At 64.3% G+C, this 25,010-nt stretch carries 27 protein-coding genes and 1 riboswitch; of the genes, 13 read left to right on the plus strand and 14 right to left on the minus strand.

Annotated features, from left to right (window positions below):
• Nucleotides 1-5: 5 nt before the first annotated feature.
• Nucleotides 6-302 carry a 50S ribosomal protein L28 gene (rpmB, locus tag LB515_RS15705; protein ID WP_095767449.1) on the minus strand — a complete coding sequence of 99 codons (297 nt, stop codon included), beginning with the start codon at nucleotides 300-302 and terminating at the stop codon, nucleotides 6-8.
• A gap of 256 nt (nucleotides 303-558) precedes the next feature.
• Here rpmB and LB515_RS15710 point away from each other — a divergent pair, with 256 nt between their 5' ends.
• From LB515_RS15710 to LB515_RS15720, 3 genes are read left to right on the plus strand one after another with little or no spacing between them, the layout of a single operon-like run.
• Complete coding sequence (locus LB515_RS15710; RefSeq protein WP_095767450.1) at nucleotides 559-1,350, plus strand: DUF3108 domain-containing protein; 792 nt, start codon at nucleotides 559-561, stop codon at nucleotides 1,348-1,350.
• A 32-nt stretch (nucleotides 1,351-1,382) separates the two neighbouring features.
• Nucleotides 1,383-2,270, plus strand: coding sequence for a DMT family transporter (locus tag LB515_RS15715; RefSeq protein ID WP_095767451.1), 888 nt, complete (start codon nucleotides 1,383-1,385; stop codon nucleotides 2,268-2,270).
• Nucleotides 2,267-2,935, plus strand: a complete 669-nt coding sequence (locus LB515_RS15720; protein WP_224708259.1) for a lysoplasmalogenase — start codon at nucleotides 2,267-2,269, stop codon at nucleotides 2,933-2,935. Before LB515_RS15715 ends, LB515_RS15720 begins: the two co-directional genes overlap by 4 nt.
• 76 nt (nucleotides 2,936-3,011) lie before the next feature.
• Here LB515_RS15720 and LB515_RS15725 read toward each other — a convergent pair whose 3' ends face one another.
• Both LB515_RS15725 and gloB read right to left on the minus strand, forming a co-directional pair.
• Nucleotides 3,012-3,458, minus strand: a complete 447-nt coding sequence (locus LB515_RS15725; RefSeq protein ID WP_224708315.1) for a cupin domain-containing protein — start codon at nucleotides 3,456-3,458, stop codon at nucleotides 3,012-3,014.
• A 51-nt stretch (nucleotides 3,459-3,509) separates the two neighbouring features.
• The gene (gene gloB / locus LB515_RS15730; RefSeq protein WP_224708260.1) at nucleotides 3,510-4,277 is read right to left on the minus strand and encodes a hydroxyacylglutathione hydrolase; all 768 of its coding nucleotides are present in this window, start codon (nucleotides 4,275-4,277) and stop codon (nucleotides 3,510-3,512) included.
• 134 nt (nucleotides 4,278-4,411) lie between these two features.
• Between gloB and LB515_RS15735 the strand changes: the two genes are divergently transcribed.
• The 3 genes from LB515_RS15735 to LB515_RS15745 all read left to right on the plus strand — a co-directional run bounded on the left by LB515_RS15735 (nucleotide 4,412) and on the right by LB515_RS15745 (nucleotide 7,986).
• Complete coding sequence (locus LB515_RS15735) at nucleotides 4,412-5,188, plus strand: class I SAM-dependent methyltransferase (RefSeq protein ID WP_095767455.1); 777 nt, start codon at nucleotides 4,412-4,414, stop codon at nucleotides 5,186-5,188.
• A 114-nt stretch (nucleotides 5,189-5,302) separates the two neighbouring features.
• Complete coding sequence (locus LB515_RS15740) at nucleotides 5,303-7,132, plus strand: ABC transporter ATP-binding protein/permease (protein ID WP_224708261.1); 1,830 nt, start codon at nucleotides 5,303-5,305, stop codon at nucleotides 7,130-7,132.
• 53 nt (nucleotides 7,133-7,185) lie between these two features.
• Complete coding sequence (locus LB515_RS15745) at nucleotides 7,186-7,986, plus strand: DUF1194 domain-containing protein (protein WP_224708262.1); 801 nt, start codon at nucleotides 7,186-7,188, stop codon at nucleotides 7,984-7,986.
• Nucleotides 7,987-8,000: 14 nt separating this feature from the next.
• Here LB515_RS15745 and LB515_RS15750 read toward each other — a convergent pair whose 3' ends face one another.
• On the minus strand, nucleotides 8,001-8,930 hold the full coding sequence (locus LB515_RS15750; protein WP_224527381.1) for a glycosyltransferase family 2 protein: 930 nt from the start codon (nucleotides 8,928-8,930) through the stop codon (nucleotides 8,001-8,003).
• A gap of 334 nt (nucleotides 8,931-9,264) precedes the next feature.
• Here LB515_RS15750 and LB515_RS15755 point away from each other — a divergent pair, with 334 nt between their 5' ends.
• On the plus strand, nucleotides 9,265-9,585 hold the full coding sequence (locus tag LB515_RS15755) for a DUF1330 domain-containing protein (protein WP_224607956.1): 321 nt from the start codon (nucleotides 9,265-9,267) through the stop codon (nucleotides 9,583-9,585).
• A gap of 16 nt (nucleotides 9,586-9,601) precedes the next feature.
• Here LB515_RS15755 and LB515_RS15760 read toward each other — a convergent pair whose 3' ends face one another.
• From LB515_RS15760 to metX, 3 genes are all read right to left on the minus strand, one after another.
• On the minus strand, nucleotides 9,602-10,594 hold the full coding sequence (locus LB515_RS15760) for a glycosyltransferase (protein ID WP_224708263.1): 993 nt from the start codon (nucleotides 10,592-10,594) through the stop codon (nucleotides 9,602-9,604).
• Nucleotides 10,595-10,949: 355 nt separating this feature from the next.
• On the minus strand, nucleotides 10,950-11,564 hold the full coding sequence (gene metW, locus LB515_RS15765; RefSeq protein ID WP_095767561.1) for a methionine biosynthesis protein MetW: 615 nt from the start codon (nucleotides 11,562-11,564) through the stop codon (nucleotides 10,950-10,952).
• Nucleotides 11,565-11,643: 79 nt separating this feature from the next.
• Complete coding sequence (gene metX, locus LB515_RS15770; RefSeq protein ID WP_224527392.1) at nucleotides 11,644-12,813, minus strand: homoserine O-acetyltransferase MetX; 1,170 nt, start codon at nucleotides 12,811-12,813, stop codon at nucleotides 11,644-11,646.
• 96 nt (nucleotides 12,814-12,909) lie between these two features.
• Nucleotides 12,910-12,987: riboswitch (SAM riboswitch) on the minus strand.
• A 146-nt stretch (nucleotides 12,988-13,133) separates the two neighbouring features.
• Between metX and hisC the strand changes: the two genes are divergently transcribed.
• Both hisC and LB515_RS15780 read left to right on the plus strand, forming a co-directional pair.
• Nucleotides 13,134-14,237: a histidinol-phosphate transaminase gene (gene hisC / locus LB515_RS15775; protein ID WP_224708264.1), complete on the plus strand. Its 1,104-nt coding sequence runs from the start codon at nucleotides 13,134-13,136 to the stop codon at nucleotides 14,235-14,237.
• Nucleotides 14,238-14,243: 6 nt separating this feature from the next.
• Nucleotides 14,244-15,179 carry a prephenate/arogenate dehydrogenase family protein gene (locus LB515_RS15780; RefSeq protein ID WP_224708265.1) on the plus strand — a complete coding sequence of 312 codons (936 nt, stop codon included), beginning with the start codon at nucleotides 14,244-14,246 and terminating at the stop codon, nucleotides 15,177-15,179.
• 337 nt (nucleotides 15,180-15,516) lie between these two features.
• On the opposite strand, the gene LB515_RS15785 is transcribed toward LB515_RS15780, so the two are convergent.
• The gene (locus tag LB515_RS15785; RefSeq protein WP_224708266.1) at nucleotides 15,517-16,449 is read right to left on the minus strand and encodes a sugar kinase; all 933 of its coding nucleotides are present in this window, start codon (nucleotides 16,447-16,449) and stop codon (nucleotides 15,517-15,519) included.
• Between the two features lie 7 nt (nucleotides 16,450-16,456).
• Nucleotides 16,457-17,455: a DUF2125 domain-containing protein gene (locus LB515_RS15790; RefSeq protein WP_224708267.1), complete on the minus strand. Its 999-nt coding sequence runs from the start codon at nucleotides 17,453-17,455 to the stop codon at nucleotides 16,457-16,459.
• Between the two features lie 118 nt (nucleotides 17,456-17,573).
• Here LB515_RS15790 and LB515_RS15795 point away from each other — a divergent pair, with 118 nt between their 5' ends.
• From LB515_RS15795 to LB515_RS15805, 3 genes are all read left to right on the plus strand, one after another.
• Nucleotides 17,574-18,095 (plus strand): gamma-glutamylcyclotransferase, encoded by a 522-nt coding sequence (locus tag LB515_RS15795; RefSeq protein WP_095767462.1) that lies wholly within the window; start codon nucleotides 17,574-17,576, stop codon nucleotides 18,093-18,095.
• 212 nt (nucleotides 18,096-18,307) lie between these two features.
• On the plus strand, nucleotides 18,308-19,255 hold the full coding sequence (locus LB515_RS15800) for an aldo/keto reductase (protein WP_224708268.1): 948 nt from the start codon (nucleotides 18,308-18,310) through the stop codon (nucleotides 19,253-19,255).
• Nucleotides 19,256-19,341: 86 nt separating this feature from the next.
• A complete protein-coding gene (locus tag LB515_RS15805; RefSeq protein ID WP_224708269.1) occupies nucleotides 19,342-19,962 on the plus strand; it encodes a LysE family translocator in 621 nt (206 codons plus the stop codon).
• A gap of 4 nt (nucleotides 19,963-19,966) precedes the next feature.
• Here the strand turns inward: LB515_RS15805 and LB515_RS15810 are convergent, their stop codons facing one another.
• Both LB515_RS15810 and LB515_RS15815 read right to left on the minus strand, forming a co-directional pair.
• A complete protein-coding gene (locus tag LB515_RS15810) occupies nucleotides 19,967-20,761 on the minus strand; it encodes a lysophospholipid acyltransferase family protein (RefSeq protein ID WP_224708270.1) in 795 nt (264 codons plus the stop codon).
• 81 nt (nucleotides 20,762-20,842) lie between these two features.
• Nucleotides 20,843-21,745: a LysR family transcriptional regulator gene (locus LB515_RS15815; RefSeq protein ID WP_224708271.1), complete on the minus strand. Its 903-nt coding sequence runs from the start codon at nucleotides 21,743-21,745 to the stop codon at nucleotides 20,843-20,845.
• A gap of 101 nt (nucleotides 21,746-21,846) precedes the next feature.
• Between LB515_RS15815 and LB515_RS15820 the strand changes: the two genes are divergently transcribed.
• On the plus strand, nucleotides 21,847-22,467 hold the full coding sequence (locus LB515_RS15820) for a pyridoxamine 5'-phosphate oxidase family protein (protein ID WP_224708272.1): 621 nt from the start codon (nucleotides 21,847-21,849) through the stop codon (nucleotides 22,465-22,467).
• Here the strand turns inward: LB515_RS15820 and LB515_RS15825 are convergent.
• The 3 genes from LB515_RS15825 to ftsE all read right to left on the minus strand — a co-directional run bounded on the left by LB515_RS15825 (nucleotide 22,464) and on the right by ftsE (nucleotide 24,988).
• Nucleotides 22,464-23,192, minus strand: coding sequence for a YdcF family protein (locus LB515_RS15825; RefSeq protein ID WP_224708273.1), 729 nt, complete (start codon nucleotides 23,190-23,192; stop codon nucleotides 22,464-22,466). The two genes, LB515_RS15820 and LB515_RS15825, sit on opposite strands and share 4 nt — an antisense overlap.
• Before the next feature lie 157 nt (nucleotides 23,193-23,349).
• Nucleotides 23,350-24,336 carry a cell division protein FtsX gene (locus LB515_RS15830; RefSeq protein ID WP_224708274.1) on the minus strand — a complete coding sequence of 329 codons (987 nt, stop codon included), beginning with the start codon at nucleotides 24,334-24,336 and terminating at the stop codon, nucleotides 23,350-23,352.
• Nucleotides 24,329-24,988, minus strand: a complete 660-nt coding sequence (ftsE, locus tag LB515_RS15835; protein WP_224708275.1) for a cell division ATP-binding protein FtsE — start codon at nucleotides 24,986-24,988, stop codon at nucleotides 24,329-24,331. Before ftsE ends, LB515_RS15830 begins: the two co-directional genes overlap by 8 nt.
• Nucleotides 24,989-25,010 lie beyond the last annotated feature (22 nt).

Genomic DNA, 25,010 nt, shown 5'->3' on the forward strand with positions numbered 1-25,010 from the left:
CTGCTTTAAGCGGCCGACTGCTCGGCCAGCTTCTTGGCGATCTGCTTCTTGAGCAGACGGGCGCGCTGCGACAATTCCTTGACGTCGGCCTTGGCCAGGAAAGCGTCGAGGCCGCCGCGGTGCTCGACCGAACGCAGCGCGTTGGCCGAAATGCGCAGGCGAACATTCTGGTTCAGCGCTTCGGAAATCAGCGTCACATTAACCAGATTCGGCAGGAAGCGACGCTTGGTCTTGTTGTTGGCGTGGCTCACATTGTTGCCAGTCTGGACTGCCTTGGCAGTGAGTTCGCAGGTGCGGGACATCTTGTCTAACCTCAGTTCTAAGCCTGCCAAACCATTCTGCCCGCGCCGGGCGGCGCGCGGTCTCGGTCAGGCGGCCTTTGGAAAAGTTGGCGTTCCATAGTGGCATTTCACCACTGCGTCAAGCTCCGGCACGCGCCCCGCTGTCAGGCACGCTCCATATAAAGGCCGGATTTCACAGTATAAGCCCATCGCGAAGGGATCTGACAGGCTGGAGCCGCTGCGTTCCGGCCGAACCGCCAGGGATCAGCCAGCCGCCATGCTCCGTCCTTCTTATGCACTTGCCGCCCTGCTTGCCGTTGCCGTGCCGGCAACGAGCTTCGCCGCCGCGCCGCCGCAGTCGTTCAAGGGCGAGTATACGGTGTCGTTTCTCGGCCTTTCGATCGCCAGGGCGACTTTCTCCAGCCGATACCAAGGCGACAACTATGCCATTGACGGCACCGTCTCGGCCGCCGGCCTCGGCAAGTTGTTCGACGACACGAAAGGCACGATTTCCTCGAAAGGCACCATTTCCGGTAAGCAGATGCAACCGCACGCATTCCGGGCCGACTATACGTCGGGCAAGAAGGCCTCGATGGTCGATATCCGCTTCAACAACGGCGCCGTCACCTCCACGCAAGTCGTTCCCGCGCCAAAGAAGCGCGATCCGAAGAGCTGGGTGCCGCTGGGCGATAGCGACCTGAAATCGGTGCTCGATCCGATGGCCGCGACCGTCATCCATGCCGACAGCCTGGACAAGGTCTGCGGACGCACGGTCAAGTTCTATGATGGCGAGATGCGCGCCGACCTGACCTTGACCTATGCCTCCAAGGGATCGATCTCGGTGCCGGGCTACAAGGGCGACACGGTGACCTGCAAAATGGGCTTCGAGCCGGTGGCGGGCTATCGCAAGGGCCGCAAGGCATTGAATTTCCTGAAGAACAAGAGCCGCATGCTGGTGACGTTTGCACCGCTCGGCCAATCCGGCATATATGCGCCGATCCGCGCCACGGTCGGGACCCAGATTGGTCCGCTGACCATCAGCGCGAGACGGTTCGAGGCGGTAAATTAGGACAGGCGCCACCGCGCGCCGGCGGGGGAAATATGGGGCGCGCAACACTGATCGGGTTTTCGGCGGTCGCCATGTGGGCGCTGCTGGCGCTGCTCACCAACGCTTCCGGACAGGTGCCACCCTTCCTGTTGTCGGCCATCACCTTCGCCATCGGCACCTGCGTCGGGCTCGTGGCGCGGCTGGTGATGCCGGCTTCCGACCGGGGCCGGAAGATCCCTCGCCAAGTCTGGGTGATCGGCATTGCCGGGCTGTTCGGTTATCATTTCTTCTACTTCACGGCGCTGCGCAATGCGCCGGCGGTCGAGGCGAGCCTGATCGCCTATTTGTGGCCGCTGCTGATCGTGCTCGGCTCGGCGCTGATGCCGGGCGAGCGGCTTGCCTGGAACCATGTCGTCGGGGCGCTGCTCGGCCTTGCCGGCACCTTCCTGATCGTCACCAAGGGCGGCGGGCTGGCCTTCGACGCGCGCTACGCCTTCGGCTATGCGATGGCGGCCGTCTGCGCGCTGTTGTGGTCGTCCTATTCGCTCTTGTCGCGGCGCTTTCCGTCGGTGCCGACCTCGATCGTCACCTGGTTCTGCGCGGCGACGTCGGCACTGTCGCTTGCCTGCCATCTGCTGCTTGAGAAGACGGTGCTGCCGGACAGCCTCGGACAATGGCTGGCCGTCATCGGGCTCGGCCTGATGCCGGTGGGCGCGGCCTTCTATGCCTGGGATATCGGCGTCAAGCGCGGCAACATCCAGGTGCTGGGCGCCGCGAGCTACGCCGCGCCGCTTCTGTCGACGCTGGTGCTGATCGCCGCTGGCGTCGCCGAGCCGTCGCTGCGCATCCTCGCGGCCTGCGTGCTCATCACCGGTGGCGCTGCGCTCGCGGCGAAGTCGCTGCTGATGCGCAAGCCGGCGGCGAAAGAGGTCAACGCATGATGCCGTTTCCAGGCGGCGTCGAGGCCAACGCCAACGCGACGCTTTTGTTCTCGTTCGTCGCGGCCGTGATCTACGCCTTTGCGCTCGACATGCCGCCGAAGTGGACGCGCACGGCGGCAAAGACGCTTGCCGTGGCTTTGCTGGCCGTGCTTGCCGCCATGCAGGGCGGTCCGCTGCTGGTCGCGGCGCTGGCACTCAGCGCCGTCGGCGACGCCTTCCTGTCGCGCGACGGCGAAAAGGCCTTTCTCGGCGGGCTGGCGAGCTTTCTCGCCGGTCATATCGCCTATGTTGCGCTGTTTTCGCAGGCAGGCGGCGGGCTCGGCCTGTTGAGCGCCGAACCCTGGCGCGGCGCGATCGCCCTGGCCATGGCCGCATTCAGCATCGTCATGCTTGCCGCGCTCTGGCGCCGCGTCGGCCCGCAACTGCGCGCGCCGGTCGCCGTCTATGTCGCGGCGATCCTCGCCATGGGCATTTCGGCGCTCACCACGGACCATCCCTGGGTGATTGCCGGCGCGGTGCTGTTCATCGCCTCGGACGGGCTGCTGGCGGCCGAGCGCTTCCTGCTCGCGGCGATCTCGCCGCATCGCGTCTGGATGCGCTATGCGGTCTGGGTGCTTTACTATGCCGCCCAGTTGGCGATCACGCTGGGACTTCTACTCGCCTAGTGCGTTTCACCGTTTCACGGAAACGACGAAACGCCCTATCTCTTTGTTTTTTACACAATTCCGGACGGAAAACCGCTCACCGTTTTCCTGGAATTGCTCTAGCCGGCTGCCAGCCCGGCTCGGCCAGCTCGAAAGCGGCGAAATCGAAGCCCGGCGCCACGGTGCAGCCGACCAGCGTCCACTCGCCCAGGCTGCGCGCCGACTGCCACCAGCCGGCCGGCACGACGATCTGCGGGCGCTCGCCGGCGGTAAGGGCCGTGCCAAGCACCTGCTCGATGACGGCGCCTGCGCCTTCCTCATGCATCGACAGCGCCAGCGGCGCTCCGGCATAAAAATGCCAGACCTCGGCCGCGTCCTTCACCCGGTGCCAGGCCGAAAGCTGGCCGTGCTCGAGCAGGAAATAGATCGCGGTCGAATGACCGCGCGGGCCGCCCGCGGCGTCGCGAAAGGTCTCAGCGTACCAGCCGCCCTCGGGATGCGGCTTGAGGCCTAGCGTTGCGATGATCTCGGCGGCGCTGGTCATGGCGGTCTTTGCTACGAAGAACGTCGAGCCTTTGGTCGACATGCGGTGGAACTAAAAATTGTCCTTGCGCTTGCGGATTTCGGCGAACACCTCGGCGTCCGAAGCTTTCTCCATGCCGAGATGCTTGCGGATCGCCGGGTCGTGCCAGCGCAGGAACGGGTTGGTCGACAGTTCCTCTCCGATGGTCGTCGGCAATGTCGGCTTGTCGTCGGCGCGCAGCGCTTCGATCCTCGCCGCGCGCTGCTTCAGCGCGGAGTTGGTCGGGTCGACCGTCACCGCGAAACGGGCATTGGCCAAGGTGTATTCGTGGCCGCAATAGATGGCGGTTTGCGCCGGCAGCGCCGCCAGCTTCTTCAAAGAGTCATACATGACCGGCGGCTTGCATTCGAACAGGCGGCCGCAACCCAGCGAAAACAGCGTGTCGGCGGTGAAGGCCACTTTCGAAGCCGGCAGATAGTAGGAGACGTGGCCGGCGGTATGGCCGGGCGTCTCGATGACCTCGATGCGTTCCTCGCCAAGGAGCACGACCGAGCCTTGGCTGACCGTCTCGTCGATGCCGGGGATCTTCGCCTTCTCCGCTTCCGGGCCGACGATGCGCAATTTGAAGCGTTCCTTCAGCGCCAGATTGGCTTCGACATGATCAGCATGATGGTGCGTGGTGAGGATCAATGTCGGCGTCCAGCCGGTGCGCTTGACCGCCGCCAGGATCGGCGCTTCTTCCGGCGCGTCGATGATCGCCGTCTGTCCGCTTTTCGGATCATGGACCAGCACGCCGAAATTGTCGGTGCGGCACATGAACTGCTCGATTTCGACCGGCATCGCATGTCTCCCTTTGTCGTCGCAGACATAGGGCGGCCGGCGGCCGATGTCATCCGGGTTTGTTGAACTCGGCACCTTTGTTGAACTTTCCGCCTTTGTTGAACTTGGGCCCCTTCGCGGCTACCGTCGCGCGCATGCATTCGGATATCGTCGACCTGCGTTCCTTCTATTCGACCACGCTCGGGCGCCTGGCCGAGCATTCGATCACCATGGCGCTGTCGTCCGTATGGGCGACCGTTCCCAATGAGCGGCTGGTCGGCCTCGGCTATGCGCTGCCATGGCTGGAACGCTTCGGCACCGATGCCGAGCGCGTCTTCGCCTTCATGCCGGCAACGCAAGGCGCGGTGGTGTGGCCGGTGTCGGGGCCGACCGCGACGGCGCTGGTCTTCGACGAGGAGCTGCCGCTGGTCGATTCCTGCATCGACCGCGTGCTTTTGGTGCATTCGCTCGAACATGCCGAAAACCCGCGCGAGACGCTGAACGAGATCTGGCGGGTGCTGTCGCCGGCCGGGCGTGTGGTTATTGTTGTGCCCAACCGGCGCGGCGTCTGGGCGCGGTTCGAGCACACGCCCTTCGGTAATGGCCGACCGTTCTCGCGCGGCCAGTTGACCGAGCTGCTGCGCGAGGCGAATTTCACCCCGGCGACGTGGAGCGATGCGCTGTTCTTCCCGCCGTCGCCGCGGCGTTTCATGATGCGCTTCCACAATGTGCTGGAGAAGGCCGGCCGGCGGTTCTGGCCGATCTTTTCCGGCGTCATCGTCGTCGAGGCGCAGAAGCGGCTCTACCAGGGCGTGCCGGTCGCGCAGCGTGCCTCTCGCCGCGTCTTCGTGCCGGTCTTCTCGCCGCAGGGGGCAACGCGGCTTGGCCGGCGTGCGGCTGATGCCGCGCCTGGCCAAGTGACGCGTTCGTGATCGCCGCGCCTTGCATCGCGCGGCAATCGTCACCCTATCTGAGGCATGCCCGAGCTAAGGCATGCTCGCTCGGCGCAGCGTTCATGACCGCAGCGGAAACCAGGAATATTCTTCATGGACGACCAGACCAATAAAAAGCCGGGGCCGCAGAAACCCGTTGTCTCGGTGGAGGCGAGCAGCCTCGCCGACCAGGTGGCGACGATCAAGCTGGGGCTGAAATCCTCGCCGGTGCGCAGGCAACTTGCCTGGGTCTCCATCGGTATCGTCGCGGTCATCGTCGCAACCTCGGTCGGACAGGTCCTGCTCAATCGCTGGAACCAGCCTTTCTACGATGCGCTGGCCCGACGCGACATGACAGCCTTCCTGCACCAGCTTCTGGTCTTTGCGATGATCGCCGGCGGGCTGCTGGTTCTCAATATCGGCCAGACCTGGCTCAACCAGATGATCCGTCTGAGGCTGCGCGAGGCGCTGACGCTCGACCTGATCGATCAATGGATGCGCCCGGCGCGGGCCTTCCGGCTTGCCAATGCCGGCGCCATCGGCGTCAATCCCGACCAGCGCATGCAGCAGGATGCCGCTCATTTGTCGGATCTGTCGACGGATCTGGGCGTCGGCCTGCTGCAGTCGTTCATTCTGCTTGTCTCCTTCATCGGCGTGCTGTGGGAGCTGTCTTCCGGCTTCGTGTTCCATGTCGGCGGCCATTCGCTGGAGATACCGGGCTACATGGTCTGGGCCGCGTTCCTCTATGCCGGCATCGCCTCGTGGCTGAGCTGGCTGGTCGGGCGTCCGCTGATCGGCCTCAACAGCGAGCGCTACACCCGCGAGGCGGAGCTGCGCTCCTCCATGGTGCGGGTCAACGAGAATGTCGATGCGATCGCGCTCTATCATGGCGAACCAGACGCCAGGCGCCGGCTCGAGCTCGATCTCGGCACGGTGCTGGGCGCCATGCGGCGCATCTTCGCCGCCCAGATCAACCTGGCCTGGGTGACCGACACCTATGGCTGGATAACGGTGGTGGCGCCTATCCTGGTGGCTTCGCCGGTCTATTTCTCGGGCGACATCTCATTCGGCGGGTTGATGATGGCGGTCGGCGCCTTCAACCAGGTTCATTCTTCCCTGCGCTGGTTCATCAACAACATCGGCAGCATAGCCGACTGGCGCGCGACGCTGATGCGCGTGGCCGATTTCCGCATCGCGCTCACCGAAACCGACGCGCTACATGACACGGAAAAACACATCCAGTTCGGCGAAAACGCCAATGGCAGCCTGACCTTCGACACGCTTCAGGTGGCTTCGCCGGAAGGCTGCACCAAGCTTGCCCAGACGGATGTCGAAATCCACGCCGGCGAGCGCGTCATGATCACCGGCGAGCCGGGCGCCGGCAAGACATTGTTCTTCCGAGCCCTTGCCGGCCTGTGGCCGTGGGGGAGCGGGCGGATCGGCCTGCCGGCCGGCGAGACCCCCATCTTCGTGCCGCGCGTGCCCTATTTCCCGACCGGCACGCTGCGCGAGGTGCTCGATCATCCGAACGGCGAGGCCCCGGCCAGCGATGCCGAGATCGCGGCGGTGCTTGGCGAGGTCGGCCTCGATCCACTGGCAACCACTCTTGATCATCCCAGGCGATGGGAACGCGAGCTCGGCGATGACGAACAACGGGCGCTGGCTTTCGCCAGGCTCGCCTTGCGCAAGCCGAAATGGGTGATCATCGACGAAGCCCTGGATGCGTTCGACGGGCCGACGTTGCGGCGGGTGCTGGCCATGCTGCAGAAGCGCCTGCCCGAAACCGCAATCATCAATATCGGGCGGGGCCAGCACAACACCCAGTTCTTCCCGCGCGCGCTGAATATCGTGAAGGATACCGGCGCACCGGCTTTGAAGCCGGCCCGTGTCCGCGCCGGCGCGATCGAGCCACCACCCATCGCTGCCCGCCAGGGGAAGAAATAGCTTTATTTTCGCCGCGATCGCCGGGAAAATCCGCCGGGTCGTTCGAGGCTGCCATGCTTGCGATGCTCGGCCTGCTTGTGTGCCTTGCCTGCGCCGAGGCGGCGCCATTGCCCATGCCGGGCAAAGGCGCGCCGGTGGACGTGGAACTTGTGCTTGCCGTCGATATCTCGCAGTCGATGGACCAGCGTGAACTCGCCCTGCAGCGCGCCGGCTATGTCGAAGCGCTGCGCCATCCCGACTTCATCAACGCCGTACGCGCGGGTCCAAATGGCCGCATAGCGCTCGCCTATTTCGAATGGGCGGGCGTCGTGCGCGAGGACGGGGCCATTGCCTGGCAGATCATCGACGGCGAGGACAGCGCCAACGCCTTCGCCGACAAGATCGCCACGCGGCCGTTCCGCAGCTTCCGCGGCACCTCCATCTCGGGCGCCCTCGGCTTCGGCGCCGGGCTCCTGGAGAGAACCGGCTTTTCGGCGCCACGCCGCGTCATCGACATATCGGGAGACGGGCCTAACAATACCGGGCTGCCCGTCACGGCAGTCCGCGATGCCGCCGTTGCCAGCGGTGTCGTCATCAACGGCCTGCCTATACTGATCAGTCCGTCGCCGAGTGTCGGCCGTCTCGACCGCTACTACGCCGACTGCGTGACCGGAGGAGCCGGTTCGTTCGTGCTGCCGATCTATGCGGCGTCCGAATTCTCGACCGCCGTCCGCCGCAAGCTGGTCCAGGAAGTCAGCGGCCTGACAGGCGCCAGATCCTTCCACGTCGAGGATGCGATGCCGGTCGATTGCCTGCTGGGCGAGCGCCTGCGGCAGCGGTTTTCCGATCCTTATTTCCCGGAACTCGACAGATAGCCGTCTTGCGGTTCTCAGACCGCCCGGGCGCCGTATTTGGCGCGGAACTCGTCGTAGCAATCGCGCCGCCAGCGGCGGCCGACGACATAGCCGCGCAAGAGTTCGGCGGGCGAGTAGCCGAGCGACTTGGACGAACGGTTGGCATGATAGCCCGAAAACGCCTGCGGCAACCTGCCCTTGAGGATATCGGCGATGATCTGGCGCGCTATCATGTAAGGCGGAACGTCGGGATAGCGGTCGGCGATATAAGGATGCTTGTCGATCAGACTGGCATAGGCCTCGACATAGCCATCGCGGCGGCCTGAGATCGAATTCTCCGAATTGTACTTCTTCCAGTCGATGTCCTCGGACAGCAAGGCGCCGCCGCGTTGGGCAAAGCGCAGCAGCAATTCGCGATCCTGCATGCGCGTGATGTCGCTGTCATAGCCGCCGATCGCGAGCAGCGACTCGCGCCTTGCGGTGATCGCCGAGCCGGCAATGAAGATGGTCTGCGAGACCAGGGCGCGCTGCAGCGTGCTCTTGTCGAGGAAGGCGTCGCGATTGATGCATTTGGTGCTGCGGCCGCCCTTCAGCGATACGAACGAGCTGATGAGGACTTCGAGCGAGGGGTTCTGGTCGAAGCGCGCCAGTGTTCGTTCCAGCCGGTCCGGCAGATAGACGTCGTCCGAATCGAGAAACGTCACGACCGGCGCCCGTGCGCGTTCGATGCCCGCATTGCGCGCGGCATTGGCGCCGCGCCATTTGGCGCCGACATAAATCAGCCTCGGGTCGCGGATTTCGGCGAGCGCAGCGGCCGTCCCGTCGGTCGAACCGTCGTCGACCACAATGTGCTCGAAGCGGGTAAGTGTCTGCGCCAGAACGCTTTCCACCGCGCGCACGACCTGGCTGCGGCGATTGTGGGTTGGCGTGATCACTGAGATCAGCGGAACGTCCTGGCTCGACATCGGGCTGCCACCACCGGTCGGATCTAGCGTTTGTCGGATGGGTCCGATGGCTATCTTCGTGTCCCACCTCTGATTTGCGGCCGACGCTACAAAAAACCCCCCTTTGTGTCACGCCAGGCCGGCCGAGAAATGCCGAAATTAGCGGTTTTTCCGCAACATTGCGGTCTGATGGCAACACAACTGGCCTTCCTGTTGATTAGGCGGCCCGCCAACAGGAACCAACGGACGGTTTTGTCCCGATTATTTCTGAGGTAATCGACCGAACTACCTAGCTGCCGCATGGTGATCTCCAAGAAGCCGACCGATCGGCTTTGTTTCATCAAGGAGCAGGATCATGACCGCTTACGCCGTTGCCCATATGCGCCAAGTCACTCCGGGTCCCTGGATACTCGAATATCTCGAGAGGATAGACGCCACGCTGGCGCCGTTCGGCGGGCGCTTCGTCGTCCACGGCGGCGACGTCGAGGTCGTCGAGAACAGCTGGCCCGGGCACCTGATCGTCATCGAATTCCCCGGCAGGCAGCACATGCGGGACTGGTACAATTCACCGGCCTATCAGGCGATCCTTTCGCTGCGCACCGAGAACTCGCAGTCCGACGTGATCTTCGTCGACGGCGTCGAGCATCCGCACAAGGCTACGGATGTGCTTGGCTAGCGGGAAAAGATTGACGTTAGCTGTGCCCGATATAGTCCGGCACCATTTCGACCTCGTCGCGGACAAGGCCGGCCGCCAGGCTGAAATGGCCGAAAAACGCCAGAGTATAGAACGCCAGTCCGACAATGACAGCAAACGGGATTTGCCAGAACGGCATCCCGGTCTGCCGCGCATGGCCTGTCACTCGCCGGATCGTGCGCCAAGACATAGTCCCCCAGCGCGTGAAGGATTTGACGATACGCCGAGCCCTGCCAGGTGCATGAAGCTCGACGAATTTTCGATCGGCGTCCCTGCCGGTTACCAGCGCGCGCCAAAAGAAGAACCCCCAGCCCCGCGGCGAGTAGTGGTGAACGCGTGCGTCCACGTTGACTATCTTGTGGCCTTCGCTCCAAAGCTGGTGCATCAGCAACGTGCACGAGACCTTGAAGCCGTTGTGGGCTGGAAATGGGTGACTGGATATCCAGTCGTGCCGAAAGGCGATGTTGTTGGCGTTGAGAGCACGCTTCGAGGCGAATCTCTCGTCTCCATCAGCCATCGGGAAAAACCAGATCAACGCGAAGGTTCGCGAGAAGAAGTCATCGTATGAAAGATAGGTGTGTCCATTCACACAGATGGTTTCGGGCCGGTCGACGAAGGGTTTCAGTAGAGTTGAGAGCCAGTTCCGTTCCGGAACTGTATCGGAATCGAGAAAAACAAGGACGCTCCCTTCGCACGAGGGAATGCCGTTGTTCTTGAGGTCGTAATATCTGCCGCCAGGGAACGCCGCGAAGGCCAGATAGGCAACCTGCTCCAGTTGTGGCGCTTCAGCTCCGATGCTGCTTCGCAGTGAGACTGCGTCAGTTTCGAGGCCGCCGTGCGAGATTATGACCTTCGGCTTCGGATATCCGGTAGCGGAAGCCTGGGCGATCTCGCGCGCCAAGGCCTTCAGCCCAAGGCCAATCTCGTCCCAGTCGATGGATTTGGCATTCTCCATCTCCAAGACGATAGAATAGGTGGGATGTTCAGCCATCGCGGCACAACCGGTTGATCAACCCTGTGGCTATAGTCCTAACAGCATGCTGTCAAACGATCGGGATGCAATTATGCGCTGCGAATTTGTCAGATGAGCTATCTTATCGGCAAGTTGTGCGAACTCACTCGCAAAGAGCTTGATTGCATAGACGCCGGTAGAGGACCGCCCCTGTGTCAGCGCACGCAGTAGCTGGGCGCGGGAATCTCGCGAATAATCCGGCAGCTCCAGCAGACGTCGCCCGCCGAACCATTCCAGCGGATGGCCTAGCCCGGCGGAAACCATCAAACCTGCAAGATGATTGCTACCGCTGCGCGACGATGTGCCGGCGATCGACGAAAGAAACGCATTTCCGTCATCGCCTCAGCAAAAACACCGCCTGCTGACCAAAAAAATTCCAGAACCACCAGGGCATCGACAGGCCGATCTTCTGGCCGTTGGCGTCGAGCGCGGTTGCCTTCTCGACGGTCGCGCCGAGCTCCTCGCACAGGTTGACGAAGTCGCGGATGGTGCAGAAATGGATGTTGGGCGTGTCGTACCAGGAGTAGGGCAGGTCCTTGGTGACCGGCATCCTGCCCTTGACCAACAGCGAGAAGCGCACGCGCCAGTGGCCGAAATTGGGGAAGGAGACAATGGCGCGGTTGCCGATACGAAGCAGCTCGTCGAGCACCAGCTTCGGGTTCCGGGTCGCCTGCAGGGTCTGTGAGAGCACGACGAAGTCGAAGCCCTTGTCGGGATAGAATTCGAGGTCCTTGTCGGCATCGCCCTGGACGACGGAAAGGCCGCGCGCCACGCATTCGTTGACGCCGCGCTGCGACAGTTCCAGCCCGCGGCCGTCGACCTGCTTGGTCTCCTGCAGGAGTTCCAGAAGCAGTCCGTCGCCCGAGCCGACATCGAGGACGCGCGAATTGGCCGGGATGAGATCAGTGACGACCTCGAGGTCGACACGCTGGGCGCGATTGACGCTCATGGCTTCGCCTCCTGCATAGCGCATGATCCCGGTCCGAAAAGTCGGCGACTTTTTGCGTTCGCTGACCTTCGGTTCGGGGTCATAGGCTTAGCCCCCTGGCGCGGGCGGCGGAGGCGATGAAGCCGTTGATGGCCGCGAACAGTTCCGGCTCGTCGAGCAGGAAGGCGTCGTGGCCGCGATCGGTTTCGATCTCGACGAAGGAGACGGAAGCGCCCGCCGCGTTCAAGGCATGCACGATCGATCGGCTCTCCTCGGTCGGGAACAGCCAGTCGCTGGTGAAGGAAACCAGGCAAAAACGCGTCTTGGTACCGGCGAAGGCGTCGGCGAGGCGCCCGCCGTGATCGGCGGCAAGATCGAAATAGTCCATCGCGCGGGTCAGATAGAGGTAGGAATTGGCGTCGAAGCGGTCGACGAAGGTCATGCCCTGATGGCGCAGATAGCTCTCGATCTGGAAATCGGCGTCGAAGCCGAAGGTCAGCGCCTCGCGGTCCTGCAAATTGCGGCCGAACTTGCGGTGGAGCGCGGCTTCCGAAAGGTAGGTGATATGAGCGGCCATGCGCGCGACGGCGAGCCCTTTTTCCGGCCGCTTGCCGAAATCGAGATATTTGCCGCCATGCCAGTCGGGATCGGCCATGACGGCCTGTCGGCCGACTTCATGGAAGGCGATGTTCTGCGAGGAATGGCGGGCGCCGGTGGCGATGGGCAGGACGCAGAACACGCGCTCCGAATGGCTCGCCGCCCATTCCAGAACCTGCATGCCGCCCATCGAGCCGCCAAGGACGCAAAACAGCTTCTCGATGCCGAAATGATCGACCAGCATCGTCTGCGCGCGCACCATGTCGCGGATGGTGATGATCGGCAGGTCGAGCCCGTAGGGCTTGCCGGTCGCCGGGTTGGTCGAGGCCGGGCCGGTCGAGCCGAGGCAGCCGCCGACGACGTTGGAGCAGATGACGAAGAAACGGTTGGTGTCGATGATCCTGCCGGGGCCGATCAGAACCTCCCACCAGCCCGGCTTGCCGGTCACCGGATTGGTGTTGGCGACGTGCTGGTCGCCGGTCAGCGCATGGCAGACGAGGATGGCATTGGAACGCGCGTCGTTGAGCGTGCCATAGGTCTGGTAGGCAATCTGGAAGGGCGAGAGCAGCGTTCCGGCGTCGAGCTTCAGCGGCTTGTCCGGGCCGAACCGCAGCACCGGGCTCGACGGATGGTCGGCCTCGTCGTTGGTTCTTGCAGCACGCTGAGCGGCCATGTCCGTCCTCATCCTGTCCCGCATCGGTCTCGTCCCGACGCGGTGTCCGGCCGGCAGCGGACAATAAAAAACCGGCATTGCCGTCGCAAAGCCGGTTACAGGTTGCAAACGGCCCTTTAGCGAGTTGTTTAACGTGGCTGCAAGCCGACCGGCCAAATCACCACGGGAGTCTGGCAATCCTTCTAGGACCAGCGCCGCGCTTCGTCAACGGGTGGCCTCCTCGCGACCGGATGCGGGTGCCAGCCGGCGGCACTCGACATTCCAGCCCGTGGCCTGTATTTCCGCTGCGGCCTTGAAGGCCTTCTCGACGGATTTGTGACATGAAGCAGGATCAGCCCCGTCCGACGCCCCGCGCGGGCATCATGGACATCGAGGCCTATGTGCCGGGAAAAAGCACCGCGCCGGCCGGCGTGACGAAGGTCTATAAGCTGTCGGCGAACGAAAACCCGCTCGGGCCCTCGCCGAAGGCGATCGAGGCCGCGCGCGAAGTGGCGGCGAAGCTCGATGTCTATCCCGATGGCACCGCCCGCCGGCTGCGCGAGGCGATCGCCGAGGTGCATGGGCTGAATCCGGCCAACATCATCTGCTCCAACGGCTCCGACGAGATCCTGGGGCTGCTGGCGCAGACCTATCTCGCGCCGGGCGACGAGGCCGTGTTCACCGAGCACGCCTTCATGGTCTACAAAATCTATATCCAGGCGGCGGGCGCCAAGCCGGTGGCGGTGAAGGAGACCGAGGAGCGCGCCGACATCGACGCGATTTTGGCCGCGGTGACGCCGGCGACGCGGATCGTGTTCCTCGCCAATCCCAACAATCCGACGGGCACCTATGTGCCGTTCCAGGAAGTGCGCCGGCTGCACGCTGCATTGCCGAAGAACGTGCTCCTGGTGCTCGACGCGGCCTATGCCGAATATGTGCGGCGCAACGACTACGAGGCCGGCATCGAGCTCGCCGGCAGTTCCGAGAACGTGGTGATGACCCGCACCTTCTCCAAGCTCGGGCTCGGCGGCGCGCGTATCGGCTGGATGTACGGGCCGGCGCATATCGTCGATGCGATCAACCGCATTCGCGGCCCCTTCAACGTCAACGCTACAGCGATTGAGGCCGGCATCGCCGCGATCCGCGACCGCGCCCATATCGAGCGCAGCGTGGCGCATAACGAGAAATGGCTGGCCTGGCTCAGCGCCGAGCTGACCGGGCTCGGCCTGCGTGTCACGCCGAGCGTCGGCAATTTCGTGCTGATCCATTTCCCCGACGGCGAGAAACATTCGGCCGCGGCCGCGGACGATTATCTGAGCGCGCGCGGCTACATCCTTCGCCGCGTCACCGGCTACGGCTTCCCCAACGCGCTGCGCATGAGCGTCGGCACCGAGGAAGCCAATCGCGGCGTCATCGATGCGCTCACGACCTTCCTGAAAAGCTAGAACACCATGGCGTCACCGATGTTCGAGAAAATAGCGCTGGTCGGCATCGGCCTGATCGGCTCGTCGCTCGCCCGCGTCATCCGCCGCGAGGGCCTGGCGCGCCATATCGCCATAGCGACGCGCAGCGCTTCGACGCTCAAACGCGCCGAGGAGCTTGGCCTTGGCGATTCTTACAGCACCGACGCCAGCCAAGCGGTGCGTGACGCCGATCTCGTCATCGTCTCGGTTCCGGTCGGCTCGTCCGGCGAGGTTGCGGCCGAGATCGCGCCTGCGCTGAAGAAGGGCGCCATTCTCACCGATGTCGGCTCGACCAAAGCCTCCGTCATCGCGCAAATGCAGCCGCGTGTGCCCGAAGGCGTGCACTTCATCCCCGGACATCCGCTGGCCGGCACGGAAAAGTCCGGACCCGATGCCGGCTTTGCCGATCTATTCGAGAATCGCTGGTGCATCTTCACGCCGCTGCCGGGCACCGATCCCGCGGCGCTCGAGACGCTTTCAGAATTCTGGCGGCGCTGCGGCTCCAACATCGACACGATGGACCCGCAGCACCACGACATGACCTTGGCGATCGTGTCGCACCTGCCGCATATCATCGCCTACAACATCGTCGGCACGGCGGACGATCTGGAAGCGGTGACCAAGAGCGAAGTCATCAAATATTCCGCTTCCGGCTTCCGCGACTTCACCCGCCTTGCCGCCTCCGACCCGACCATGTGGCGCGACGTGTGCCTGCACAACAAGGACGCGATCCTGGAGATGCTGGCGCGTTTCTCGGAGGATCTGGCCTCGCTGCAGCGGGCGATCCGTTGGGGCGACGGCGAGAAGCTGTTCGACCTCTTCACCCGCACCCGCGCAATCCGCCGCTCGATCATCGAGGCCGGCCAGGATATCGATGTGCCGGATTTTGGTCGCCAGGCGGTCGAGCACCCGGCGAAGCCTTAGGCTTTTTCCTCGTTCTCTGGCGTGGATTGACCTGTCAGCGTGGGCAGGCGCATGCGCTGGAGATTGGCCGAAACGCCCATCGCGATCGTCATCCACGGGCGGAGCAAGGAGCGAAGCGACGCGCGCAGACCCGAGGATCATTCCGTGACTTCCGAGCGCTGTCGCGGTGCAGAATTCTGCTCCGCCGCATTCCATGGCTCAGGTCACGGGATGGATTCCAGGGTCTCCGCGACGCCGCTTCGCGGCTGCTCCGCCCTGGAATGACGAGGTTGAGCGGCTTACGCCAACCCCAGCGTTTGTGCCGATTTCGCAGAAATAGCCGAGATACTCTTGCGTTCTAGCCCTGGGCTGGCGGCCAGTGCGCCGCCATCATCGCCAGCGTTTCGGCCCGATCCGGCGCGCCGAGGCGGCCGCCGAAGCGCAGGCATTTGAGCGCCGCGGCGGCGCTGGCAAAGCGCAGGGCTTCCTCCATGGGCATGGCCTCGGCGAGGCCGACGGCGAAGGCGCCGTGGAAGACGTCGCCGGCGGCGAGCGTGTCGATCGCCTTGACCTTCGGCGCCTCGACATGGCGCACGCGCCGAGTCGCGCGGTCGTGCCACCAGGTGCCGGCCGCGCCGCCGGTCACCGCGACAAAGGCATCGGTGCGCGAGGCGAGGTCGGCGCAGGCGCTTTCTGGGTCGAGCGCGTGGCCGCAGACGATGCGCGCCGCCGGTTCGGAAGCGACGATGTGCGAGGCCAAGGGCAACAGCCGCTCCAGCACCTCGACTGGCGCCGTGTCGGCGTCGAGGATCGCCGGACGGCCGATCGATCTGGCCGCGTTTAAGGCAAGGGCAGCGGCGCCTGGCCAGCGGACATCCACCAGCACGGCGTCGAAGGCGGAGAGGTCGGCGAGCGGCAGCGCCTCGGGGTCGGCTTGCGCCTTTTTGTCATAGAAGGGGACGATGATGCGCTCGCCATGCGCATCCACCAGGATCGCGGCCAGCGCCGATCGCGCGCCGGCGACCCGGCGGATGAGGGTGCAGTCGACGCCTTCGGCCTCGATGTCGGCGATCAGCTGGTCGCCGACCGGATCGTCACCGGCGCTCGCCCACAGCGAGACTTCGGCGCCGAGGCGCCGCGCGGCGCAGGCCGCACTGGTCGCCATGCCGGAAGCGATCTGGACGCCGTCGCTGGCGATGAACTTGCCTTGATGCGCGGGCAGCGTTTCGACGCGAAGGATCGTGTCGAGAGTGAAGGCGCCGACGCTGAGCAGTCTGACCGGCTTCGCCATTGTCCCGTTATTCAAGCGGCTTGATCTTGCCGAGCGGGATGAAGCCCAGCGAGGCCTTGCCCTTGACGATCTTGAGTGGCAAGGACGGTTCCTTGCCAAGCATGGCAATGGCAGCAAAGCCCTGCTCGATTTCGCTTTTATGCTCGGGAACCGCGCCGGCAAGGATAGATGCCACCGCTTTCGGGTCCTTGAGCTTGATCGTCAGGTCCCCGTTGACCAGCCCTTCCGCATCCACGGAGACCGGTCCGGACACGATGATGCACGCCGTGCCCGACGACAGGTCGAGCTTAGCGATCTCGATCGACTGGCCGCGCAGGCTCTTCGGGGGCGCTGCCATCAGCGCCACGCCGTTCTTCAGCGTCACGTCGCCACTGCCGTCCAGCGCCGGCAGTGCGCGCCCGTCGATAGCATCCGCGTTGATCTCCAGGTCGCCGAAGCTGCCGACATAATTGATGTCCTGGCCGGCCGGCTGCAATTGGCCGGCCGCCTTGCCGGCGCTGAACAATTGCATCGGATCCGTGTCGTCCTGCGGGTCGGTCTGACCGTTCAGGCCTTCAGCCTGCACGGAAACGCTCCTTGGCAACGGCCACCACACTTTGACATTGGCCTGCAACCGGTCCCAGTCGATCCAGAGCGGCGGCATGCCGGGCGCCATCGTCCTCAACGGCCCGCGCAGGTCGGCGACCGGCGACAAGGGTTCGGCGATCCCGGCGACGGCGTTGAAGCTGCCGGTGGAGGCGGCGACCTTCCGGGCGTCGTCTTCATAGGCGATGTTGTCGCAGGAAACCGTGAAGCTCATCGGGTAGCCGCTGACGGCGAGGTTGGCGCAGCCGGCGGCGATGCCTTTGCTGCCCAGTCTCGCCACCGCCTGATCTGCCTCGGTCTTGAGCCTGTCGGCGAGATAGAACCAGCCGCCGCTATAGGCGGCGAACAGCACGACAAGGAGCGCGGCAAGCCAGAACAGCCGGCGGCGAAGTTTGGGCGATCGCTCGTCACTTGACGTCATGCTGCGGCTCTCGTTAACCCGGCGAGCGGGCATTTACCAATACGCAAACAAGCGGGGGCCAGAAGAAGCACCTCGGCGGTGCGGTGTCGTTCACTCGAATGCGATCAGGCTTGGCGATATGGGCGATTTTTGGGTTTTTGGCTATGGGTCGCTGATCTGGCGGCCCGGATTTGCCCATGTCGAGACGCGCCGCGCCCGGCTTTACGGCTATCGCCGCTCGCTTTGCGTCTATTCCTTCGTGCATCGCGGCACGCGCGCGCGGCCGGGCCTGGTGCTCGGCCTCGACCGGGGCGGCTCCTGCGTCGGCCTCGCCTACCGTGTTCCCGGCAATTTGCGCGACGAGGTGCTTTCCTATCTGCGCGAGCGCGAGCTGGTCACCAGCATCTATCTCGAACGCATTCTCGATGTCCGGCTGGATGGTGGAGGCGCGGTCGAGGCGGTCGCCTACACCGTCGACCGCCAGCATGAGCAGTATGCCGGCGCGCTCGACGCCGATCATGCGGCCAGGATCGTTCGCGGCGCGGTCGGCCAATCCGGGCGAAACGAGGACTATGTCTTGAGCACACTCGAGCACCTCGAGGCGCTCGGCATCCGCGATCACTGGCTGGAGGAAGTGGGCCGTCGGGTCGCGTCTTCGTGACGCGCATTTTCGGCGAAATAATTTCGCCTCCAATGCTCTATCTCTTTGTTTTTACGCAATTCCAGACGCAAAACCGCGACGCACTTTTGCTGGAATTGCTCTGGTCCGATCAAAAAACAAAACCATGCCTTTGACCTCGCCCGGCCGCGACCTAGCTTAGCGGCATCCCATCCTTGGGCGTCAGGCCCGTTCCAGCATCACGGAGATCAGTCTTGCAGAAACGTCGTCTCGGTCGCACCGACCTTTCCATCGCGCCGCTGGTCCTGGGCGGCAACGTCTTCGGCTGGACCGCCGACGAGAAGACCTCCTTCGACCTGCTCGACCGGTTCGTCGCTGCCGGCTTCAACGCCGTCGATACGGCCGATGCCTATTCGCGCTGGGTTCCGGGCAACAAGGGCGGCGAATCGGAAACCATCATCGGCAACTGGATGAAGAGCCGCGGCAATCGGGACAAGGTCATCGTCATCACCAAGGTCGGCTCCGACATGGGCCAGGGCAAGCGCGACCTCTCCGCTGCCTATATCGAAAAGGCGATCGACGCTTCACTGAAGCGGCTGCAAACCGATGTCATCGACCTCTATCTGTCGCACTGGCCGGATCCGGCCACGCCTTACGAAGAAACGCTCGGCGCCTATCAGCGCCTGCTCGAAAAGGGCAAGATCCGCTATCCCGGCTGCTCCAATCTCGATGCCGGCCAGCTGCGCGCCGCGCTCGACGTCGCCAGCCTGCGCAGCCTGCCACGTTACGAGGTGCTGCAGCCAGAATACAATTTGTACGACCGCTCGTCGCTCGACGGACCGCTGCTCGACCTCTGCAAAGCCGAGGATATCGGCGTCATCACCTATTTCAGCCTCGCAAAGGGATTCCTGAGCGGCAAATACCGCAGCAAGGCCGATCTCGGCCAGAGCGCGCGCGGCGAAGACGTCGCCGAATATCTCAACGAGCGCGGCATGCGCATCCTTTCCGCGCTCGATGCCGTGGCCGAGCGCCATTCGGCCAAGCAGGCGGAGGTGGCGCTGGCCTGGATCATCGCGCGGCCGGGCGTCACCGCGCCGATCGCCAGCGCCACGACCCCGGCCCAGATGGACAGCCTGATCCGCGCCGCGTCGCTCAAGCTTTCGGCCGACGATATCGCGGCATTGGACCGGGCCAGCGCCTGAGACGGGCGCTGCGCACGAACGTCCAAGACGGCCATGACAAAACCCGCTTCAGTCCTGTCGCATAGCGGCGGCAGGAGGGGTTCGGTATGGCCGATGGCATCTTGAGCGAAGGGCAGCTCTGGCAGCAAGTGCTGGCGCTTATCCTGGCGGCGATGGTCGTCATGGGCAGTCCGGGACCCGCGACGATCAGCGTGACCGCCGTCGGCGCGGCTTTCGGTCTGCGTCCTTCCCTGGGTTACACGTCCGGCGTGGTGCTCGGCACGATCGCGGTGCTTCTGGCGGTGGCGGGCGGGATTTTCGGCATGCTGACCTCGGTGCCGGGAGTGGCGCCGGTGCTGGCGGTCGCCTCGGCAGGCTACATCCTTTATCTCGCCTTCAAAATAGCGACAGCGCCGCCATTGGCCGAGCGCGGAAGCACGGCGACGAAGCCTGATTTTCTAGGCGGCTTCATGCTCGCCGTCGCCAATCCGAAAGCCTATGTGGCGATCGCAGCGGTTTTCGCCGGCGCCGCGTCGCAGGCCGATGCGCTCGGCGTCTCCATCAGGCTGTTGGTGCTTGCCGCGATGATCGTCGCCATCCACGTTGTGTGGCTGCTTGCCGGAACGGCGTTCGCGCGCGTCCTGCGCCATCCGCTGGCCTCCCGGATCATCAACCTGGTGTTTGCCGGCACGCTGGTGCTGATGACCCTGCTGGTGGTGCTGCGGTAGCCGATCAGGTCTTCGCGGTTACGCCGAGTTCCGCCAGCCGCTTCACCGCCGTCGGCGGCATCGGCGGCGGGTTCGGCGCCTGCGCCGCCTCGATAAGCATCTGGTCGCAGGCGGCCTCGGTCTCGCCGATCAGCCGCTGCATGAATTCCTCCTTGCCGAGCCCTGGCGGGATCGGCGGCAGGAAGCGGGCCTTGATGGTGCCGGGATAGCGCAGGAACTTGCGGCGCGGCCAGTAGAGGCCGGCGACATGAGCCACCGGGACCACAGGAACGCCGAGCTGCGTGTAGAGTTCGACGATGCCGTATTTGTAGGACGGCTCGGCGCCCGGCGGGCGGCGCGTGCCTTCGGGATAGATGATGAGCTGGCGCGGATTGCGGTTCATCTCCTGCCTGGTCGCGACGACGACAGCCTTCAGCGCTTTCGAACGGTTGCCGCGATCGACCGGGATCATGCGCATCTTCAAAATGTACCAGCCGAAAAAGGGGATCCAGGTCAGTTCGCGCTTCAAGATGTAGAGCGCGTCGTCGAGATAGGGGAAGAAGGCGATTGCGTCCCAGAAGGACTGATGCTTCGGCGCCAGGATGAAGGAGCCTTCGGGCAGGTTCTCGACACCCGTGATCTCGCTCTTCGTCGCAGCGATCTTGTCATAGAGCCACATCGAGGTGCGCGACCAGAATTTCGGCACGAACCAGGCGCGGTGACGCGGCGACAGGAAATAGAAAGGCGTCCAGAAGATCATCTGGACGATCAGGCTGAGATAGAAGACGAAGTTGAACGCCAGCGAGCGGATGATGAGCATGCAAGGGGCCCGTGAGGAAGTGTGCGTTGGTTACACTAAGCGGCGGCAAAAAGGAAACGCCGCCATTGTCGAGTGGTGCCGCTAGAGTGACCGAGCTAGCCGTTCCTTGAGACGCGGCGCGGCGAAATCGAGGAAGGCGCGCAGCTTGACCGGCAGCCGGCCCTGGCCGGCATGGACGAGGCTTACCGGCCAGGGCGGCGGTTCGAAGGGCTGCAGCACCAGCCGCAGCGCGCCGGCGCGCACGGCGGCATCCGCCTGGTAGGAGAGCACTTTCGTCAGCCCGAGCCCGGCAATCGCGGCATCGATGGCCGCTTCGGCGGTGTTGACCTGCAGGCGCGAGCGAACAGGGATTGTCGTTTCCGTCTTGCCGGTTCCGAAGCTCCATGCCGCGGGAGCGGCGAGACCTTCGAAGGTGACACAGTCGTGGCCGGCAAGGTCCTGCGGGGTCGTCGGCGTGCCATGCAAGGCGAGATAGGCGGGGCTTGCGCAGACGATACGGCGGATCGAGCCGACGCGGATCGCAACCATGGCGGAATCCGGCAGCTCGCCGATGCGCAGGGCGAGATCAATATGCTCCTCGACCAGTTGGGTGATCCGGTCCGACAGGGTCAGGCGGACATCCACTTGCGGGTAGACGGCGAGAAAGTCGGCGATCACAGGCAGCACATGCAGACGGCCGAACACGACCGGCGCCGTGATGACCAGCTCGCCGGTCGGGCTCGAATATTCGCCGGCAGCATCGCGCTCGGCCTCGCTCACCTCGTCGAGGATGCGACGGCAGGCAGCCAGGTATGACTGGCCGGCATCGGTCAGCGTCAGGCGCCGCGTCGAGCGGTTGAGCAGGCGCGTCCCCAAATGCTTCTCCAGTTCGGAGAGCTTGCGGCTCACCGTCGGCAGCGGTACGCCGGCGCGCTTGGCTGTAGCGGAAAGGCTGCCGGCCTCCACCGTGGCGACGAACAGGGACATAGCGTCGAGGCGATCCATTATTCTTCCGAAATATGGAAAGATAGATTGCGAACATGCTCTCTACATCCGGTTTTCGGAAGAGCCTAATTGATGTGCGATCCTGTTCGCGGAGCGCCAGCATGAATGAATTCACCAGCGACGTCGCCTTCACGCCTACCGTCAAGGCCATCCAGTCCCGCAAGGGGTCGCGCAATTCCTATGCGCGCGTAGAGCAGCACGGCGGCTGGCGGGCAACGATCGCTCCGGATCTTGCTGCCTTCATCGAAGCACAGACCAGCGTGTTCCTGGCGACGGCCAACGCCGAAGGCCAGCCCTACGTCCAGCATCGCGGTGGGCCGGCCGGTTTCCTCAAGGTGCTGGACGAGCACATGATCGGCTTTGCGGACTTTTCCGGCAATCGGCAGTTCATCACCCAGGGCAATCTCGAGGACAATGACCAGGCCTTCCTGTTCCTGATCGACTATATGCTCCGGCAGCGCATCAAGATCTGGGGCAGGGCGCGCGTCGTCGAGAATGACCCGGAGCTGACGGCGAAGCTGATGCCCGCGGACTACAAGGCGCGGCCGGAGCAGGCGATCCTGTTCACGGTCTCCGCCTGGGATGCCAATTGCCCGCAGCACATACCGCAGCGCTTCGAGGCGGCGGATGTCGCGGCCGCACTTGCCGAGCGCGACCGGCGCATCGCCGGCCTGGAGCAGGAGATTGCGCGCCTGCGCAACAGCGCGCCAGGCGAAGTCTAGTTCTTGACCACCGTCGAGGCTTCGGCGAGCGTGACGCCTTCGGGCGTCGCGCGCAGCGGAAGGAAGCCGCGCGCCAGAGACAGCACATATTTGCTGTATTCGGTGAGCAGCACACGCAGGGCCTCCGGCTTGGTCAGCCAGCCGCCGTTGCCGAGATTGGTGTTGACCACCGGATAGGGCTCCAGGCGCGCGCCATGCAGCAGCCGGCCCATCTCGAGCAAGCTGCGCGGCATGTGGTAATTGTTGGTGACGATGATGATGCTGCCATAGGCGTGGTTTTCCACCCATTTGGCGCTTTCCTCGGCATTGCCGATGGTGTCGAGCGCGGCGCGGTCGATATCGACGCAACAGGAAAAAAGCTGTTTGTCGCCGCCCATCGCCGCCTGCAGCTGGCGCTTGGTTGCCGACGGATGGACGCCGCTGATCAGCAGCCGTTCGCCCTTGCCGGAGGCCAACAGGTCCATCGCCGCGTCGAGCCGCGACTGCCCGCCGGTGAGCACGATGATGGCGTCGGCCCTGGCCGGATTGGCCGGAGTCGTCATATGGCTGACCTTGTCGGCAAACCAGCCGAAGCCGCCGGCAAAAAGCACCAGCGCGGCGAGAACCACGAAACCGCAGACGCGCAGGGCGAGCCTCAAACGACCGAACCCGGCGAAGGCAGCGCTGCGCACACGCATCGCCGGCATTCGTCCAGCTGTCTCGATCGAATCCCGCGCTTCCATCATCCCCAGGTTAATCCTGAAAGCCTCTAATGGTTAACTCCGAAATGCGGCCGTTGATAGGTGAGACGGCGCACATTGCGTTACGGCAGGTATCCCGCGTGTGATCATTGTCTTGTTTGTTTATAGCGCTTTGCGCCGGTTTCCGGATTGATCTCATGGGTCAGCCCGCATCCGGCTGGCGAACGTCGATGTCGCTGAGATAGGCGACGACGGTCGCATGCGAAGTGGCCGCGGTCAGCGCGCCGATCACCAGCACCATCAGGCCGACGCCGAGATAACCGGCCGAGCCGATGGCGAAATTGCCGAACAAAGCAGTCGCCTGGTCGGCCTGGGGCGTGGCCATGTTGCGCGACGACCACCAGGAAAAGACGATGAAGACGGCGATCGCCAGGGCGCCGCCGGCGGCAGCGCCCTTCATGCCGGTGACCAGGAAATGCCAACGGAATTCGCGCGCGATGAAGCGCGCCTCGGCGCCGACGAAATGCAGCACCTCGATGATGTGGCCGTTGCCGGCCATCGCGCCGCGCGTGGCGAACACCACCGTCAGCACGGTTGCCGACAGCATCAGCACCAGAACGGCAATGCCGATCGTCACGGTCGTGCGCGCCATGGCGACCAGCCGGTCGACCCAGGTGCGGTGATCGTCGAGTGCCGCGGTCGGTATTTTCGGCGTGATGGCGGCGCGCATGGCGGCAAAATCGGGCGGGCTGGCCTCGTCGATGGTGACGATGATGAGGCGCGGCACCGGCAGCTCGTCAATGTTGAGGCCGCTGCCCAGCCACGGTTCCAGAAGACGCGCGGTCGCGTCGCGGTCGATGATCTTGGTGCCCTTCACGCCGGGGAACTCGCTGGCGATCTGCGAGGCCTGCGCAAGGGCCGCCTCCATGTCCAGACCGTCGGCCGGCTTGATCTGGATCGTCGCCTCGCGCGATATCTGGTTCTCCCAGACGGAGGCGGTATCGCGCACCAGCGTCACGGCGCCGAAGGTGAGGCAGGACAGGAAGGTCATGATGGCGATGACCAGCACCAGCGCCCGTCCAGCGATGTTCTGCGCGGGCACGATCGGCGCCGTCTTGCGCTGGACACGCCGGACCGTCGTCTTCTCGAGCGTTTCGTGCTGGAGGTGATCGGCCGGAAGGTCAGTCATAAACGTCCAACCTTCCACCGGCCAGGATCATGCGACGCGCATCGACCTGTTCCATCAGGCCGAGGTCGTGGGTGGCGATCACCACGGCGGTGCCCAGCCGGTTGAGCTCGATGAACAGCCGGAGCAGCCTGCGCGCCAGCGGCGGATCGACATTGCCGGTCGGCTCGTCGGCAAGCAGGATCTCCGGCTGTTCGATCAAGGCCCGGGCGATCGCGGCGCGCTGCTTCTCGCCGCCCGACAGCACCGGCGGCAGCACATGCATGCGGTCGCCGAGCCCGACCCATTTCAGCAGCTCGGTGACGTCGGTGCGGTAGCTCGCTTCCTGGCGCCCGCGCACGCGCAGCGGCAGCGCGACATTCTCGTAGGTCGTCATATGGTCGAGCAGGCGGAAGTCCTGGAACACCACGCCGATGCGGCGGCGCAGCAGCGGCAGCTCGCCGCGCGAAATGCGCGAGCGGTCCTTGCCGAAGATGGTGATCAGGCCGCGCGTCGGCTTCAGCGACATGAACAAAAGGCGCAGCAGGGTCGTCTTGCCGGCGCCCGAAGGGCCGCTCAGGAACTGGAAGGAGCGCTCCGGAATGTGCAGGGAGATGTCCCGGAGGATCTCCGGACCCATGCCATAGCGGAGGCCGACATTTTCGAAGCGGATCACGTTCGGCGACCTGGAAACTCTC

It is taken from the genome of Mesorhizobium sp. CA15 (genome assembly GCF_020165215.1).
Classification (GTDB): Bacteria; Pseudomonadota; Alphaproteobacteria; order Rhizobiales; family Rhizobiaceae; genus Mesorhizobium.

Bases quoted from the DNA above. Each gene is read 5' to 3' on its own strand.
- LB515_RS15815 (WP_224708271.1), bottom strand. From the start codon at position 21,745: ATGGATCGCCTCGACGCTATGTCCCTGTTCGTCGCCACGGTGGAGGCC.
- LB515_RS15720 (WP_224708259.1), top strand. From the start codon at position 2,267: ATGATGCCGTTTCCAGGCGGCGTCGAGGCCAACGCCAACGCGACGCTT.
- LB515_RS15830 (WP_224708274.1), bottom strand. From the start codon at position 24,336: ATGACTGACCTTCCGGCCGATCACCTCCAGCACGAAACGCTCGAGAAG.
- LB515_RS15710 (WP_095767450.1), top strand. From the start codon at position 559: ATGCTCCGTCCTTCTTATGCACTTGCCGCCCTGCTTGCCGTTGCCGTG.
- LB515_RS15740 (WP_224708261.1), top strand. From the start codon at position 5,303: ATGGACGACCAGACCAATAAAAAGCCGGGGCCGCAGAAACCCGTTGTC.
- LB515_RS15745 (WP_224708262.1), top strand. From the start codon at position 7,186: ATGCTTGCGATGCTCGGCCTGCTTGTGTGCCTTGCCTGCGCCGAGGCG.
- LB515_RS15725 (WP_224708315.1), bottom strand. From the start codon at position 3,458: ATGACCAGCGCCGCCGAGATCATCGCAACGCTAGGCCTCAAGCCGCAT.
- LB515_RS15750 (WP_224527381.1), bottom strand. From the start codon at position 8,930: ATGTCGAGCCAGGACGTTCCGCTGATCTCAGTGATCACGCCAACCCAC.
- LB515_RS15805 (WP_224708269.1), top strand. From the start codon at position 19,342: ATGGCCGATGGCATCTTGAGCGAAGGGCAGCTCTGGCAGCAAGTGCTG.
- LB515_RS15760 (WP_224708263.1), bottom strand. From the start codon at position 10,594: ATGGCTGAACATCCCACCTATTCTATCGTCTTGGAGATGGAGAATGCC.
- LB515_RS15820 (WP_224708272.1), top strand. From the start codon at position 21,847: ATGAATGAATTCACCAGCGACGTCGCCTTCACGCCTACCGTCAAGGCC.
- metX (WP_224527392.1), bottom strand. From the start codon at position 12,813: ATGGCCGCTCAGCGTGCTGCAAGAACCAACGACGAGGCCGACCATCCG.
- hisC (WP_224708264.1), top strand. From the start codon at position 13,134: ATGAAGCAGGATCAGCCCCGTCCGACGCCCCGCGCGGGCATCATGGAC.
- gloB (WP_224708260.1), bottom strand. From the start codon at position 4,277: ATGCCGGTCGAAATCGAGCAGTTCATGTGCCGCACCGACAATTTCGGC.
- LB515_RS15715 (WP_095767451.1), top strand. From the start codon at position 1,383: ATGGGGCGCGCAACACTGATCGGGTTTTCGGCGGTCGCCATGTGGGCG.
- LB515_RS15735 (WP_095767455.1), top strand. From the start codon at position 4,412: ATGCATTCGGATATCGTCGACCTGCGTTCCTTCTATTCGACCACGCTC.
- LB515_RS15785 (WP_224708266.1), bottom strand. From the start codon at position 16,449: ATGGCGAAGCCGGTCAGACTGCTCAGCGTCGGCGCCTTCACTCTCGAC.
- LB515_RS15780 (WP_224708265.1), top strand. From the start codon at position 14,244: ATGGCGTCACCGATGTTCGAGAAAATAGCGCTGGTCGGCATCGGCCTG.
- LB515_RS15810 (WP_224708270.1), bottom strand. From the start codon at position 20,761: ATGCTCATCATCCGCTCGCTGGCGTTCAACTTCGTCTTCTATCTCAGC.
- LB515_RS15790 (WP_224708267.1), bottom strand. From the start codon at position 17,455: ATGACGTCAAGTGACGAGCGATCGCCCAAACTTCGCCGCCGGCTGTTC.
- rpmB (WP_095767449.1), bottom strand. From the start codon at position 302: ATGTCCCGCACCTGCGAACTCACTGCCAAGGCAGTCCAGACTGGCAAC.
- LB515_RS15825 (WP_224708273.1), bottom strand. From the start codon at position 23,192: ATGATGGAAGCGCGGGATTCGATCGAGACAGCTGGACGAATGCCGGCG.
- LB515_RS15795 (WP_095767462.1), top strand. From the start codon at position 17,574: ATGGGCGATTTTTGGGTTTTTGGCTATGGGTCGCTGATCTGGCGGCCC.
- metW (WP_095767561.1), bottom strand. From the start codon at position 11,564: ATGAGCGTCAATCGCGCCCAGCGTGTCGACCTCGAGGTCGTCACTGAT.
- LB515_RS15755 (WP_224607956.1), top strand. From the start codon at position 9,265: ATGACCGCTTACGCCGTTGCCCATATGCGCCAAGTCACTCCGGGTCCC.